The sequence below is a fragment of the uncultured Arcanobacterium sp. genome (assembly GCF_947253055.1).
Classification (GTDB): Bacteria; Actinomycetota; Actinomycetes; order Actinomycetales; family Actinomycetaceae; genus Arcanobacterium_A.
This window is the reverse complement of sequence record NZ_CAMXYE010000007.1, coordinates 14,005-29,651: the sequence shown is the minus strand read 5'-3', so window position 1 is coordinate 29,651 and position 15,647 is coordinate 14,005. Positions and strand designations below refer to the sequence as shown.

Below are 15,647 nucleotides of genomic sequence, written 5' to 3'. Positions count from 1 at the left end.
CGCAGCCAACGCCCTAGCTTTCCGGCCAGAGTGGTCTTTCCAGCACCTTGTAAACCCGCCAGCATAATGACAGTAGGAGGAGTTTTTGCCCAATTGAGCTCCCGGCTCTCTCCCCCGAGCATGGCAATTAATTCTTCATTTACTATTTTTACTACTTGTTGCCCCGGGTTGAGCGCTTCGGAAACAACTGCTCCCGTCGCTTTTTCTCTGACCGCATCGGTAAATGAACGCACCACTGGCAATGCCACGTCGGCATCCAAGAGAGCGCGGCGCATCTCACTGACTACTTTTTCTACGTCTTCTGCATTGAGCCGGCCTTGTTTACGTAAATTACGCAAAGAGTTAGTAAGGCGATCGGAAAGAGAGCTAAACATGCACCCACCTTGTTCAAGTTAGTTTCTATAAAATCTATTAACTGCCCCTATTCTAGGGCATAGGCTAGCCGAGCAAAGAATCCACAAAGGCTTCTGCCTCAAAAGGAGCAAAATCATCTGCGCCTTCGCCGAGACCGATAAATTTTACCGGCACCCCCAGCTCGCGCTGCACAGAAATCACTATTCCACCTTTGGCCGTGCCGTCTAATTTAGCTAAAACGATTCCACTCACGCCGGCAGCTTGCGCAAATACTTCTGCCTGCCGCAATCCGTTCTGGCCGGTGGTGGCGTCTAAGACTAAAAGTACTTCTTTTACCGGTACTTTCTTTTCCATTACCCGCTTTATTTTACTCAGTTCGTCCATAAGGCCCGCTTTGTTTTGGAGCCGGCCGGCCGTATCCACAATCACCACATCTGCTTGCTCTTGGCAGGCCGTTTCCACTGCGTCGAAAGCCACTGCCGCCGGATCTGCTCCCTCTTTTGCGGCGCGCACCACCGGCACTCCAACTCGTTCTCCCCAAGTTTGCAGCTGCTCCGCAGCGGCTGCCCGGAAAGTATCGGCTGCCCCGAGCACTACTTTTTTATTTTCCGCTACCAGCAGCCGGGCGAGCTTCCCAGTAGTAGTAGTCTTGCCGGTGCCATTTACTCCTACCATGAGAATAGCGGCGGGGAGGGTCTCTCCAGATTCCCCGCGCGTAGGAGCTATTTGCAATTCGCGCGGCGCCGGCGCCTCCACTAGCTTTAGTAATTCTGTGCGCAAAATTTCTCGCACCACTGCCGAATCAGAATTTCCGCGCACCTTTACTTCACGTTGCAGAATATCGAGCAGCTCAGTGGTAGCATCTAGCCCCACATCTGCTAGCAAAAGCGTTTCTTCTATTTCCTCCCAATCAGAACGCTGCAAATCTGCGCGCGACAGCACTGAGAGCAGCGCTTTACCCACACCATTCGATTTCGCTAACCGCGCCCGTACTCTCTGCATACGCGAAGGAAGCGACTCGGGAGCACTCTGGATTTCTTCTGCAGGAGCCGCTGAGCTAGCAGCAAGCGGCGGAATATCTTCTACTACTTCCGCATCTACCAGCGCTTCGGCTTCTAACTGTGCTTTACTAGCTTTTCCAGGAAGTTCTTTTGCAGTAGATTTTTGGCGGTATTTGTAGATAAGTATGGCACCGCCGCCCAGGAAAATTACACCAAGTACGAGGGCAATAATTAAGGTATTCACTCTGTAGCTCCTAGATTTATGCGCGAGGCGTCATTTACACGCGAGGCGTCTTCTTTAACTTCACTAGCTTCTGCGGTTTCATTAGCTGCTATCGCTTCGATGGTTTCATTAGCTTCGGTAACTTCCGTAGCCTCGGTAGCTGCCTTCTTTTCCTCTATTATAGGGGGATTTTGCCGCCGCGAAGCGCGGGGGCGAGTGAACGCCGAAAAAACATCCGTCACTCTTGCAAATTGGTAGTATCCGGCGGAGAGCTCTGCGGATTCGGCGGCAGGAGAAAAATCCTGAAAAATAGCGGCCGCCTCTACCGGCTGCACTGTGGGCACATAGGTGCGCGGTTTCTCTGGCGGCGTAAAAGCGGATTTAAGCAGCTGTAGCGGAGAAATAAACTCTTTATTTCCCCAGCTCAAATAGAGTATAACGCCCAACGCAAGCAAAGTTAGGGAAAAAATTATTAGAAATAATATGATTAGCAGAAGCACGCGCTCAGTCTACGTAAAAATATCCTTAAGGGGAACTGAATACTGGCAATAAGCCCTAAATTCACAATTAGAATTTCAAATTTAGAATCCCAAATCCGCAATCAGTATCCCAGATTCCCAATTAGCACCCCAGATCCAGCACCCAGATCCACAGTTAGTATCCTAGATCCGACACCCTCAATCCATACACAAATTCTGAACGCGCTATTTCATCTCACGCTTTTAGGCTTTGCACACCAGGTATTTATTCTCCCAGCAGCTCCGGCAAACGCTGCGAAATCACGGAAGTCACTCCTTGCTCGCGCATCGCCACTCCGTAAATTACATCCGCTATTTCCATAGTGCGCTTTTGATGCGTAATTATTAGTAACTGGGAATTGCGCTGCAAATTACGGAAAAGCTCTAATAGCCGGGAAAGATTAGTGTCATCTAAAGCGGCCTCTACTTCGTCTAGCACGTAGAAAGGCGAGGGGCGCGCTTTAAAAATAGCCATTAAGAAAGCGATAGCGGTGAGCGAACGCTCTCCTCCCGAGAGAAGTGAAAGACGCTTTACTCTTTTCCCGGGCGGGCGCGCAAAAATATCAACTCCGGCGGTGAGCGGGGAAGTAGAATCTGTAAGCTCTAGCTTCCCCTCTCCCCCGGGGAAAAGATAAGAAAATACTTCTTGGAACTCTTTTGCCACATCTGCCAAAGCCCGCTGCATTATGCCTTCCACTCGGGCATCAATCTCTTCAACAATTTGCAGCAAATCTGCCCGCGAGCGCCGCAGATCCTGCAATTGCGTAGTCAGATATTTTTGCCTCTCCTCTAAGGCGGCATGCTCTTCGAGAGCGAGGGGATTAATTTTCCCTAATCGCGCGAGGGCTTTTTCTGCCCGGGCTAAATTCTGCTCTTGAGTGGCGCGCACATAGGGGATTTCTTCCCCTTCGGCAGTGACGATAGGCAGATGCGGGCCGTATTCTTCTATAAGAGTATCCGGTTCCACCCCCAATAATTCCACCGACTTCGCCGCTAGTTGCTCGTACTGGATCCGCATTTCCGTGCGCGCTAATTCCCGTTGATGCTGCAGGTCTTCTAACTGGTGCGCTTTTTCTGCCAAATCATCTACTTCTTGCCGCGCGGCACGCAGAGCTGTATCGCGTTCTAAGCGCGCAGCGTCGGCGGCATTTCTCTCCTCTTGTGCCGCCTGCAGCAAGTTTTCTGCTATTGCGAGAGCCTGCCCCGCTTGCTCCGAAAGTTCCTGAATTTCATTGCGCAATTCTGCGCGCCGCGCTGCTGCCCGCGCCGCCTGCGCCAGTTTTTCTTCCGCGATTCGCGCAGATTTTTCTAAATACTCCACTTTTCCAGCGAGTGGCCGCAATCTTTCTTCTCGCGTACGCAGCAATAACCGCGCTTCTGTTTCTTTTCCGCGCGCTTCCATGCTGTCGATATGAGCAGCCCGCTGCTCTTCTTGTAAATCGAGAAGTTTTTTCTCCAAATCCTGCGGTTGTACCCCTAAATCAGCGTGTGCTTGCTCCGCAGCCGCTAATTCACTTTCTCCCTTTTCCTGCTCTTGGCAGATATGTTCAGCTCGGGCCTGATTTCGCTCTACTTCGCTCTCTCCGGCCGCCAAGCTCTGGCGCAATACGCCAAGCTGTGCAGTAACGGCTGCGAGCCGCGCATCGCGCGCATTCAATTCCCGACCGGCATTCTCATAGTCGCTCTGTACTCTTTCTGCTTCTGCTTGCGCAGATTCCAGCGCCTGAGCCGCTTTTTCCACCGCCGTTTTCGCTTTTTCCGCTTCTTCCACTGCCGCCGCGAAAGCACTCTGCCGGCTGAGCAGTAGATTCTTATCTACTTCTCCGCCCGCCACCCGATGCGGCGAAAGTAAATCACCTTCCGCAGTGGCTACTTGCGGAGCTCCGCAAGCGAGTAGCTCTTTTGCCGTCACTAAATCTACACAGAGCAGCGTACCGGCCAGCATTTCCCGCAGTGCCTGGGTGGGGCGGTCTTCTCCTAGCAGTACTTCACTCGCTATCTGCGCTCTATCTGCAGAAAATCCACTACTTTGCAGGGCTTGCAGGGCCGCTTGCGCTAGAGCAGCAGAATTTTTCTGTGCATCCGTTATAAGTAGTTCGAGATGCCCTGCTTTCGCGGCGCGAGCAGCTCTTAAAGCATCTACTGCCGCCGCCGTATCGGAAATTAATGCACCGCCCGCTATTCCTTGCAAAGCAGCTTCTAGGGCTGCTTCCCAGCCACGCCGAATTTTAATATGGTCTCGCACTAGCCCAGATACCCCGAGCCGATAATCTTTCACTACCCAAGCGGTGGCATCTTCGGGTGCTAGAGAGAGCTGTAGCGTATCAGCCTTAGCGTGCCACTCGGCGGCACGCTGCTGTGCAAGAGCTAAATTTTTCCGCGCATTCTCTACTTTTTCTCCGCATTTTTGCTGTTGCCCGGCGAGCTCGGCATAGGTCTGGGAAATATCATCTCCCCCGTCACTCTCCGCCACTGCATCTTGCTCTAATTCCGCTATCTGTGCAGCTGCTTCCGCCACTCGCTCCTGCGCTGCCACCGTGGCTTTCTGCACTCGCTCATATTCTTCTGCCCAAGCTTCGAGGCGAGAACGCGCCGCAGCTATTTTTCCGCCCAGTCGCGCAGCTGTTTCTCTTCTATCCGCTACCGAACGGTTCATCTGCCCGAGGCGCTGATCTAAATTTTTCTCTGCCGCTTCTTTAGTTTCCCGCTCCGCAATAACTGCCTGCAATTCCTGCTGAGCAGCTACTATTTCTTGCTCTAGTTCTGCGGTTTGGGCAGCTACCTGTGCGGCGCGTTGGCGCAGCTGCTCTGGGTCTTCACCCGCCGGCGCCGGCGCTGCCGTTTCTAAAGAGCGCATCCGCTCTTGCGCCAGTTGAATAAGTCCGCGATAGCGTTCCACCAAAGAAGCAAGTTGCTGCCAGCGCGCAATAAGCGCCGCTAAATGTGGATTGGCATTTTCGGCGTCTTGCTGTAACTGCGCAAGATGCGTTTTTTTCTCAGTCAGCACTGCACCGAGCTGCGCTTTTTCTTCTTCCAACTGCGAGGAATCACTATTTTGGGAGCTGAGGCGCGCTTGCGCTTGGGCAATATCGTCAGCGAGAATTCGCGCCCGGCCGGCAAATACTTCACTCTGAATCACTTGCGCGCGCCTCGCCGCCGCTGCTTGCCGCGCCAGCGGGCCTAGCTGCCGGCGAAGTTCGGCACTTATATCTTCAATGCGCAGCAGATCTGCCTGCATTGCCTCCAGTTTGCGCAGAGCTTTTTCTTTTCTTTTTCGATGCTTCAGCACTCCGGCGGCTTCTTCGATGAAACCGCGCCGTTCTTCTGGCGTAGCGCTCAGCACTTCATCTAATTTCCCTTGCCCGATAATCACGTGCATTTCTTTACCCATACCGGTATCGGAGAGTAATTCTTGAATATCGAGCAACCGGCAGGGAGTGCCGTTTATGGCGTATTCAGAACCGCCTGAGCGAAAAAGGGTGCGCGTGATGGTGACTTCGGAATAATCTATCGGCAATGCCCCGTCGGTATTGTCGATAGTAAGGGATACTTCTGCTCTACCTAGAGCGGGGCGAGCTGCGGTACCGGCAAAAATTACATCTGCCATATTGCCGCCGCGCAAGTTTTTTACGCCTTGCTCACCCATCACCCAGGCTAAGGCATCCACTACATTAGATTTTCCCGAACCATTCGGGCCTACCACGCAGTTAATTCCGGGCTCAAACTTTAAGAGAGTCGAAGCCGGAAAAGATTTAAAACCGCGCAGTACCAGAGTTTTTAGATGCACGTTTTAGGCGAACCACACCGAAATTTCGTGTGCAGCTGAGGTCGGAGAATCCGAGGAGTGAATCAAATTATAGATAGCTCCTCCTTCCCAAGAACGCCCGAAATCTCCGCGAATAGTTCCCGGAGCGGCCGCCGTCGGATCCGTTGCGCCGGAAAGCGCCCGCACTCCTTCAATTACGCGCGTGCCTTCTACGACGGCTGCGACTATAGGCCCGGCCGTCATATACTCCACTAATTCCGGATAGAAAGGCTTTTCTACGTGCTCATGATAGTGCTTAGCTAAAAGCTCTGGCGTAGCTTCCAGCATCCGCAGCTGGGTAATCACATAGCCTTTATTTTCAATTCGCTTGAGAATTTCTCCGGTCAATCCGCGCTTTACGCCGTCCGGTTTTACTAGTATTAAAGTCTTTTCACTCATGTCTAAAAGTGTAGCATTTTCCCGTAGATTCTCCCTAATAACAGCAGGCAGTATAGTTTTTCAGATACTGTCCGGGCGGCGAGCTCCTAAGAGTTCACGCGCCTGTGCCACCAGCATAATCGAGCCGAGAATTACGATACTGGGCGGGAGGAATTTAGATTCCCGAGCGGCATCTACTTCACTAGCCGCCGCTAATTCCCCGGCTGCGCTAATAGCATTACCTAAATCGGCTTCCGCCCGCACCCTATCTTCGCCGAATACTTCTGCGGCCTGTGCCGCTAAATCCGCTAATTCAGCACCGCGTGGCCCGGGCATCTGCGTCACTACTATCTTGGAGAAACTCGGCTCCATAAGGCTGAGCATTCCCGCAATATCTTTATCTGCCATAGCAGAAAATACGGCAATGCGCTCTCCGGGGAAATTTTCTTCTAAAGCTGCCAGGGTCACTTCCATACCCGCTGGATTGTGGGCAGCATCTACGATCACTGTAGGAGAGCCTTTAAGTACTTCCAAGCGCCCCGGAGAAGTGGTAGCCATCAGCGCTTGCTCCACCCCGCGTGCGTCCAGTGCTCCCCCGCCGAAAAATTCTTCGACGGCTTTCAAAGCGACTGCCGCATTCAAGGCTTGATGAGCGCCGAACATAGCCACCGGCACATCTTCATAGCGAGCAGCTGGAGTCTGTACCGAGATTAGCTGCCCACCTACTCCGCGCTCGCGATTCAGCACCCGAAAATCTTCCCCGAAATAGAACAGCCGCGCGTGCAGAGCAGCTACCCTTTCTTCTACCAATTGCATCACTTCTGGCATTTGGGGAGCGCAGATAAGAGTCTTTCGCTCCTTCAAAATCCCTAATTTTTCCCGCGCAATATCCGCTACCGTGGCCCCTAACCATTTTTGATGATCTAGACCGACCGGCATCAGTACTGCAATATCCGCAGTGATTACATTCGTAGCATCCCAGATTCCGCCCATCCCTACTTCTACTACCGCCACATCTATCGCCGCAGTATCGAAAGCGGCGTAGGCCATCACGGTAAATACTTCGAAGAAAGAAAGTGGCGATCCGCCGGATTGCACCGACTCGGCATCTACCATCTCGATTATGGGCTTTACTTCTTCCCAGGTTTCAATGAAATCCGCAGCCGAAATAGCTACCCCGTTTATACAGATCCGCTCCCGTACCGAGGTGAGGTGTGGAGAAGTGAAACGCCCCGTACGCAGCCCTTTTTCTCTGAGCAGCGCCTCTATCATCCGCGCGGTAGAGGTCTTCCCATTCGTACCCGTAATATGAATAGCGCGATAGGAATCCTGTGGATTGCCTAGATACTCTAGGCACGCAGCTACCCGCTCGGTAGAGGGCTGAATCTTGTGCTCCGGAGCCCGCTGCGAAATTTCTTGATAAATCTCTTCGACTTGGCTTTCGAGCGCATATTCATTAGGTGGCTCCGGGGCTAAATCGGGGCTTTCCCGCACTTCTTCTACGATATGCGGGTCTGGCCCCACAATTAGCCCCGAAGAAAGCAGAGCAGCCAGGGCTGCTGCTTCTAACTGCTCTGCCTCATCGGCAGGAGAATTTTCTTCTCCACTCATCCGATTTTTTCCACCTGTACTTCAATATCAGCGCTGCCTCCCTGCACTTTCGCTTCGAGAGAGAGCGTCTCTTCTTTAATCATAGCCAAATTAGCCTCTACGGCACCTACTTTATCATCCGGTACTCGCAATTCGAGGCGAATTCTATCGGAAATATGCAGGTCTTCAGCTTTTCGCTTATCCTGCACTACGCGTACTACATCGCGTGCATATCCTTCTGCTTCCAACTCCGGAGTAAGGAGCGTATCGAGCACGACGAAAGCTCCCGAGTTCAGCACAGCCGCCACCGAACCGGTAGCCGCACTCACTACCGTGGTGAGTTCATACTGATGGGGCAGCAATTTGATCTCTGGCTCGGTGTGCATAAGCACTCCCTCCTCCAGCTTTTCCCAATTGCCTTCGCGGGCAGCTTGGAAAAGTGCCGAAGTATAACGGCGAATATCTGGATCGAGTTCGCGCGGCAGCACGGCTAGTTTCTCCGATATATCTAAACCAGATTCATCTGCACTCAGTACCTTTACTTCCTTCACATTTACTTCCGCTGCAATCAGCTCGGTAAATGGAGTGAGGTCTTGAGCAGTGACTACCGTCAAGGCAGTGAGTGGCTGGCGCACGCGCAGTTTATTCGCCTTGCGCAGCGCATGCGTATGGGAAACTACATCCCGCACTTCGTCCATCACCTGCACGAGTTTTTCATCATAGAGCGCTGCCGGAATTTGCGGCCAATCCTCTAAATGTACCGATCTACCACCGGTGAGACCGCGCCAAATTTCTTCCGCAATCATCGGCAGTAAGGGCGCTACTACGCGCATAAGAATCTCGAGCGCTGTATAGAGCGTATCGAAAGCGGTTTTATCTTCATTCCAGAAGCGATCGCGGGTGGTGCGCACATACCAATTGGTGAGCAGATCGATATAGGCGCGTACCTTTTCCGCCGCCGCCGGAATATCCAGATTCACAAAAGCATCCCGTACTTCATCTGCTAAAGCTGCAGTATGGGAAAGCAAGTAGCGATCCATCACTTCGAGCTGCGCCAATTGCTCACTATCGGCTAGATCCAGCTTTTTCGCTAAATAGCCGGCGCCATTATTGCAAGCTCCCGCATAGAGAGTAAAGAAATAATAGGTATTCCACAGCGGCAGTATCACGTGCCGTACTGCTTCTCTAATGCCTTCTTCCGAGACGATCAGATCCCCACCCCGCAACACCGGAGAGCTCATAAGCATCCAACGCACCGCATCGGAACCATACTCTTTATACATATCCATCGGATCTGGATAATTACGCAGCGATTTAGAGGCTTTTCTTCCGTCATTCCCCAGCACAATGCCGTGGCAAATACAGGAGGTAAAAGCGGGCTTATCGAATAGAGCCGTACTCAGTACGTGCATCACATAGAACCAGCCGCGCGTCTGCCCCACGTATTCCACGATGAAATCTCCTGGGAAGTGGTGCTCAAACCAGTCTTGGTTTTCGAAAGGATAGTGCTTCTGCGCATAGGGCATAGATCCAGAATCGAACCAGACGTCCAAAATATCGGTTATCCGCCGCATAGTGGATTTACCACTCGGATCATCTGGATTGGGGCGAGTTAGCTCGTCGATATAAGGCCGATGCAGATTCGGCTCCCCATCTGGTCCCACAGGCAAACGGCCAAAATCTCTCTCTAATTCAGCAAAAGACCCATATACATCGATACGGGGATAATCTGGATTATCGGATTTCCACACCGGAATCGGGGTGCCCCAGTAGCGGTTGCGCGAAATAGACCAGTCGCGCGCGCCTTCCAGCCATTTGCCGAAAATACCGTCTTTAATGTGCTCCGGCTGCCAAGTGATTTGCTGATTCAGTTCCACCATGCGGTCGCGGAATTTGGTCACTTCCACAAACCAAGAGGTAACTGGCTTGTAGATAAGTGGTTTCCGACAGCGCCAGCAGTGCGGATAGGAGTGCACATAAGATTGCTCCCGCACTAAAACGGCTCGCTCTTCGGCGCTTCTCCGGCTCAACGGCCCGCTACTATTGCGCAGATCGCGCATAATCTCTTTATTGGCATCGAATACCTGCATGCCGGCATAGTCGGAGATACGCTTATAGAATTTTGCGCCTTCATCTACCGTTTCGATTACTTTTACCCCTACTTTATTCATGAGGAGCATATCGTCTTCGCCGTAGGGAGCGCAGTGTACTAGCCCCGTACCGTCTTCGGTAGATACGAAATCGGCGGCACAAATCTGCCAGGCTTTCGGCCCCGGAGCTTCTTCTTCGCGATTATAGTAATCGTAGATGGGATAGTAGCTCCGCCCTGCGAGATCGCTACCTTTTTGCCGCGCCACTACCCGCGGATTCTCTCCTAGCTCTTTCGCATAGTCAGCTAAGCGCGCCTCCGCAATAATTATCTTTTCACCCTGCAGTGGCCCTTCGCTCGGCTCCACCGTCAAGTACTCAATATCAGGCCCGACGGCGATTAAAAGATTCGAAGGTAGAGTCCACGGCGTGGTGGTCCAAATAAGTGCCAGTTCACCGCTCTCTAAGCGCAAACCGAGCGTGACGGTTTGGTCTTGCCGATCCTGGTAGACGTCGTCATCCATCTTCAATTCATGATTAGAAAGAGGAGTTTCGTCATTCCAACAATATGGCAGTACGCGGTAGCCTTCGTAGATGAGGCCCTTATCGTAAAGAGTCTTAAAAGACCAAATCACCGATTCCATATAGGTCGGATCGAGCGTCTTATAGCCGCCATCGAAATTTACCCACCGCGCTTGGCGAGTCACATAATCTTTCCACTCTCCGGCGTAGGTCATGACGGAAGAGCGGCAAGCATCATTAAAGCTTTCAATTCCGAACTTTTCTTCAATTTCGGATTTATCTTCAATGCCAAGAATGCGTTCGGCTTCTAGCTCAGCTGGCAAACCGTGGGTATCCCAACCGAAATCACGCTCAACTTTATGCCCTAATTGAGTCTGAAAGCGCGCCACTAAGTCTTTTACATAGCCAGTGAGTAAATGCCCGTAGTGCGGTAGACCATTAGCAAAAGGAGGCCCATCGTAAAACACAAATTCATTCGAGCCATCTTTGCCGGCCGGGCGGTTATCAATTGAGGCTTGAAAAGTATTATCTTCGGCCCAGAATTTGAGAATATTCTCTTCTAATTGGGGAAGATCGGGGGAAGCAGCTACTTTACCGCCCTTATACAGCGGATAGTGGTTCTTATCGGTCATTCTTTTCTCCTCGTGGATTACTTTGGCCCACGAGGACGATGCGCTTTCACACCGCGGTACCACCCCGCTTGTCTACCTCTCGGCAGACCGCTCATTAAAAAAATTATCTCGGATCCTACCCGTCCGGGTCTACTGAGCATAAACTGCTTATCTGCGCTTTATGCCGTTCTTCCGGAAGCTCCCCGGTGATTGCCGGTTCATCGCTCTGTATGCGAGTCTAATCTAGCCAATCTGCTCCCGCCAATTAGGGAACTGTGGTATTTTACCCATTTATTTTTTGATTTTCCCTAGTTGGCGGCAGCAGAAATTTTCTCAGTTCTTCCGCGCCACCAGCAGATTAGAGGCTTGGGCGACGGGGCGCACCACGAGCGTATCGATATTTACATGTGCCGGCAGCGTGACTGCCCAGCGAATAGTTTCCGCAATATCTTCGGCAGTTAGCGGCTTCTCAACTCCGGCATACACCTGCGCAGCTTTTTCTTTATCGCCATGGAATCGCCGCAACGAAAATTCTTCCGTCTTCACCATTCCCGGAGCAATATCGATAATGCGCACCGGCTCTCCTACTAGCTCTAGACGTAAAGTAGCCGGGATTTGCCGCTCGGCGTGTTTCGCCGCCACGTAGCCTGCCCCTCCTGGATAAGTAGCATGCCCAGCGGTGGAAGAAATAAACACTATATCTCCTCCATGGGCGCGCAGTTCCGGTAAAAAGGCTTGGGTCATCCGCAGCGGTGCAATCACATTCAGCTCATACATAGCCCGCCACTCTTCCGGATCGCCTACGGCTACGGGATCTTGCCCCAGAGCGCCACCGGCGCAGTTAATTAGCACATCGAGTTTTCCTTGCGCGTGTACGAAATCCACTATTTGCTGCCGCCCAGTTTCTTGCGTAATATCGGCAGCTATCTGCTGCGCTCCCGTTTCTGCAGCTAACGCAGCTAATTTTTCTGCGCGCCGCGCGGTGGCTATCACTTGTAAACCTTCTTTACACAGCGCCCGTACGGTAGCTGCTCCGATTCCAGAAGAAGCGCCTGTGACTAATACGCGTCTAGTCATTTTATTTTCCTCACCTTCGTTAATTTTTTAACTCACTAATTTTCTTACACATTTTCTTATTCGCCGGGCAGGCGTTGATTACTCGCCGAGTATTCATTAGTTAAACGTCGACTTCCTAAGCAATTTCGTCTCTATTAATAATTTTACTGAAAAGTGGCAAAAGCAGAAAATCAGCAGAAAATCAGCAAAAAATAGCTTCCAAAGTTTCCCGAACGCAAAGTTTTATAAAACTTTAAGTAGTAGTTTCTTAAAATGGTTACAAAATGCTAGATAAAGCATTATATTTATAGTGTCAGAAATTATTTTACAAAGGAGTGAAAACGTGATTATTGGCGTTCCAAAAGAAATTAAGAATAACGAGTACCGGGTAGCTCTTACTCCCGCAGGTGCACATGCTCTAATTGAAAAGGGGCACACCGTATATTTGGAGAAGGCGGCCGGCGAAGGATCAGCTATTCCGGATGCGGAGTACACCGCAGTAGGAGTAAAGATTCTCGATACTGCTAAAGAAGTATGGGATGCAGCTGATTTAATTATGAAGGTAAAAGAGCCCATTGAGCCAGAGTACGATTTGATGAAGGATAATCAGATTCTCTTCACCTATCTGCACTTGGCTGCTGATCGGCCTTTGACTGAAAAGCTACTGGAGAAGAATATTACTTCTATTGCTTATGAGACCGTTCAGACCGACGACCGGAAGCTCCCCTTGCTCTCCCCCATGTCTGAAGTAGCCGGCCGGCTTTCCGTACAGGTAGCCGCCAACCTACTCATGACGACTAACGGCGGGCGTGGCCTGCTTATGGGTGGTACCACCGGCACAGCTAAGGCCAAGGTAGTAGTACTCGGTGGCGGAACCGCCGGATACGAAGCGGCAAAGACAGCGGCCGGCATGGGCGCACTAGTGACGATTTTTGATGTGAATATCGACCGGATGTCCTATATCGAAGATGTAAACCGCGACGAAATTGACACCGCTTACTCGGTACCGCTCGCAGTAGCTGAGGCTTTGAAGAGCGCTGATGTGGTAATCGGTTCGGTACTCATTCCGGGTGCCCGCACCCCGCATCTAGTGACCAACGCAATGGTTAAGGATATGAAGCCCGGTTCGGTACTGGTAGATATTGCTATCGATCAGGGCGGCTGCTTTGAAGATTCGCATCCGACTACGCACGATGACCCGACCTTCAAGGTCTACAATTCGGTCTTCTACTGCGTAGCGAATATGCCAGGTGTAATGCCGAATACTTCGACTTATGCCTTGACTAATTCGACGCTGCGCTACATGACGACTATCGCTGATCTGGGCTGGGAGGAAGCCTGCCGCCGCCGCAAGGATTTGCGCCGGGGCCTCACCACCCACGCTGGAAAGATCTACAACAAGGGCGTAGCTGATGCCCTCGAGATTGAGTACAACGATCCAGATTCGCTATTTGCCTAGAATTTAGTTTCTGAATCCACACGGTGGGAGGCTGTCTATCAGCCTCCCACCGTTTTTCTATAGGTTTATACTGTTTTTCTGCAGGTTTATGCCGCTTTACGATAGTTTTATATCGCTTTTATCGTCTGCCGCGCCGGTTTATAACGCCCACCGCCTTGGATATATACCATCCACACCTATCCCCCACACCTGCAGCGATTTTCGAAAATTATTTTTAGGAAATTATTTCTTTCGCCGCCTGTGCCGCAGCTGCTCGAGCCTGCTCCGGCGTAATTCCCTGCCGCGCCGCTTTCGCTATTTCTTGGCACTCGGCGAGAGTATGCTGCGCCAGGGCTAAGCGCACCGTCGGTATTTTGGCCGCCGCCATCGAAAGCACGCGCGCTCCCATCCCCACTAAGACTAAAGCTAGTAGCGGATCTCCCGCCGCTTCTCCGCAGACGCCAATTTCCGTCTGGGTAATTTCTCCCGCCTGGCAGGTGCGCGCCACTAATTCTAATACCGGCGGCTGCCAAGGATTATTTAGCTCATTTACCTGCGGATTCAGGCGGTCAGCTGCCATCACATATTGCGTCAAATCATTGGTACCAATAGATACGAAATCTAAATTCTCCAGCAAGGCGCAGCTATTTAGCGCCGCCGCCGGAGTCTCCACCATAATACCTACGCGGCGCAAACCCGCGGCACGCGCTTGCTCTATAAACCACTCCACTTCCGCAACTGTGCTCACTAGCGGAGCCATTACTTGCGTAAACTCATTTGCGGCGGCTCCTAGTGCCTGGAGCTGCTGCGTGAGAAGTTCGGGCGCTGCTTGGCTCAGTCGAATGCCTCTTTGCCCGAGAGCCGGATTATCTTCTGCTGGGCGCTCTAAAAAGGGCAAGGGTTTATCGGCTCCCACATCTAGGGTACGCACAGTCACCGGGCGGGAAGAAAAGGCGTGAAAAATTTTTTGGAATTGCTCTACCTGTTCGCGGTAAGAGGGAGCCTGCGGACGCGAAAGAAACATGAATTCCGTGCGCAGCAGCCCAATTCCTTCGGTATCGGCCGCCGCAAGCCGCTGCGCATCTGCCGCAGAAGCAATATTTAACTGCAAGCGCACCGGGCAGCCGTCTTTAGTGCGCCCCGGCCCGCGGAGCGAAGTTAAAATTTTCTCCTGCGCCGCGGCGGTGTCTAAAGTTTTCTGCACCGCCCCCGATTGCGGATTGATATATATTTTCCCTTCCCGCCCCAACACCAGCAGATTATCGCCAGCTTTTATTTTTGCTCTTTCTGCCACTGCCACCACGGTAGGAATCCCCATACTTTCTGCCAAAATTGCCGTATGGGAAGTGGCGCCACTTTTCTCCAGTACAATACCTAAAACTTTTTCGGTATCTAGCTCAGCTACCTGGGCGGGTGCTAAATCTGCGGCCACTAGAATTCCCGGAGTAGTAATTTCCGGTAGGCCGGGCAGCGGGAGCCTGCGCAATTTTGCTATTACGCAATCTCGCACTGATTCTAAATCGGTGATTCGCTCCGCCATGTAGCCACCCAAAGAGTTGAGCATCTGCATGTACTCTGCAGTCGCTTGCCCCACTGCGGCAGTGGCTCCTACTCCGGATTGAATTTTTTGCAAGACGTTGTTAATCAGACCCTTATCGCGAGCTAAACCGGCTGTCATATGTAAAATTTCTGCCCGGGCGCCCGTCATATCTGCTGCTCGCTGCTGAAAATCTGCCGATATTTCGCGAAAAGCTATCTGCACTCTCTCTAAATCTGCCGGCGTGCCGGCAGGTTCCGCTAAATCTGGTCCGCTAGGTGGAAAAAGTAAATAGGCCGGTCCGTAGCCGATTCCCGGAGCTGCCCCGATTCCCCGTATAATCTCGCTCATTTTTCCTCCTCAATTACTGGCACTCTACCACGAGATTATGGCACGCTACTAAGGAATTATGACTCTCTACCACGAGATTACGGCGCGCTACTAAGGGTTAAAAAGCATCAGCGGGGGCTGAGCAACTAAGCTCAGCCCCCGCCTCAATGCTATCTATAAATCTCTGCTCTTAGGC

Annotated in this window: 10 protein-coding genes; 1 reads left to right on the top strand and 9 read right to left on the bottom strand. The window is 51.8% G+C overall.

All coding sequences use genetic code 11. The features are described from left to right. From Q0X35_RS01100 to Q0X35_RS01065, 8 genes are all read right to left on the bottom strand, one after another. Positions 1 to 374: signal recognition particle receptor subunit alpha (locus Q0X35_RS01100; protein ID WP_297564551.1), on the bottom strand; the 374-nt coding region annotated here is incomplete at its 3' end. A 64-nt stretch (positions 375 to 438) separates the two neighbouring features. Next, complete coding sequence (gene ftsY / locus Q0X35_RS01095; protein WP_297564549.1) at positions 439 to 1,599, bottom strand: signal recognition particle-docking protein FtsY; 1,161 nt, start codon at positions 1,597 to 1,599, stop codon at positions 439 to 441. Beyond that, the gene (locus Q0X35_RS01090; protein WP_297564547.1) at positions 1,596 to 2,006 is read right to left on the bottom strand and encodes a hypothetical protein; all 411 of its coding nucleotides are present in this window, start codon (positions 2,004 to 2,006) and stop codon (positions 1,596 to 1,598) included. Before Q0X35_RS01090 ends, ftsY begins: the two co-directional genes overlap by 4 nt. Positions 2,007 to 2,322: 316 nt before the next feature. After that, on the bottom strand, positions 2,323 to 5,883 hold the full coding sequence (gene smc / locus Q0X35_RS01085; protein ID WP_297564545.1) for a chromosome segregation protein SMC: 3,561 nt from the start codon (positions 5,881 to 5,883) through the stop codon (positions 2,323 to 2,325). A gap of 3 nt (positions 5,884 to 5,886) precedes the next feature. Beyond that, complete coding sequence (ndk, locus tag Q0X35_RS01080; protein ID WP_297564544.1) at positions 5,887 to 6,300, bottom strand: nucleoside-diphosphate kinase; 414 nt, start codon at positions 6,298 to 6,300, stop codon at positions 5,887 to 5,889. A gap of 60 nt (positions 6,301 to 6,360) precedes the next feature. Beyond that, positions 6,361 to 7,890 carry a folylpolyglutamate synthase/dihydrofolate synthase family protein gene (locus tag Q0X35_RS01075; protein ID WP_297564543.1) on the bottom strand — a complete coding sequence of 510 codons (1,530 nt, stop codon included), beginning with the start codon at positions 7,888 to 7,890 and terminating at the stop codon, positions 6,361 to 6,363. Continuing rightward, positions 7,887 to 11,111: an isoleucine--tRNA ligase gene (ileS, locus tag Q0X35_RS01070; RefSeq protein ID WP_297564542.1), complete on the bottom strand. Its 3,225-nt coding sequence runs from the start codon at positions 11,109 to 11,111 to the stop codon at positions 7,887 to 7,889. The genes Q0X35_RS01075 and ileS overlap by 4 nt, the downstream gene beginning before the upstream one ends. A 312-nt stretch (positions 11,112 to 11,423) precedes the next feature. Continuing rightward, entirely contained in the window at positions 11,424 to 12,167 is a 744-nt protein-coding gene (locus tag Q0X35_RS01065) for an SDR family NAD(P)-dependent oxidoreductase (protein ID WP_297564541.1), read from the bottom strand. Between the two features lie 289 nt (positions 12,168 to 12,456). Here Q0X35_RS01065 and ald point away from each other — a divergent pair, with 289 nt between their 5' ends. Next, entirely contained in the window at positions 12,457 to 13,605 is a 1,149-nt protein-coding gene (ald, locus tag Q0X35_RS01060; protein ID WP_297564539.1) for an alanine dehydrogenase, read from the top strand. A 214-nt stretch (positions 13,606 to 13,819) separates the two neighbouring features. Here ald and ptsP read toward each other — a convergent pair whose 3' ends face one another. Continuing rightward, entirely contained in the window at positions 13,820 to 15,472 is a 1,653-nt protein-coding gene (gene ptsP / locus Q0X35_RS01055) for a phosphoenolpyruvate--protein phosphotransferase (RefSeq protein WP_297564537.1), read from the bottom strand. Between the last annotated feature and the right edge of the window lie 175 nt (positions 15,473 to 15,647).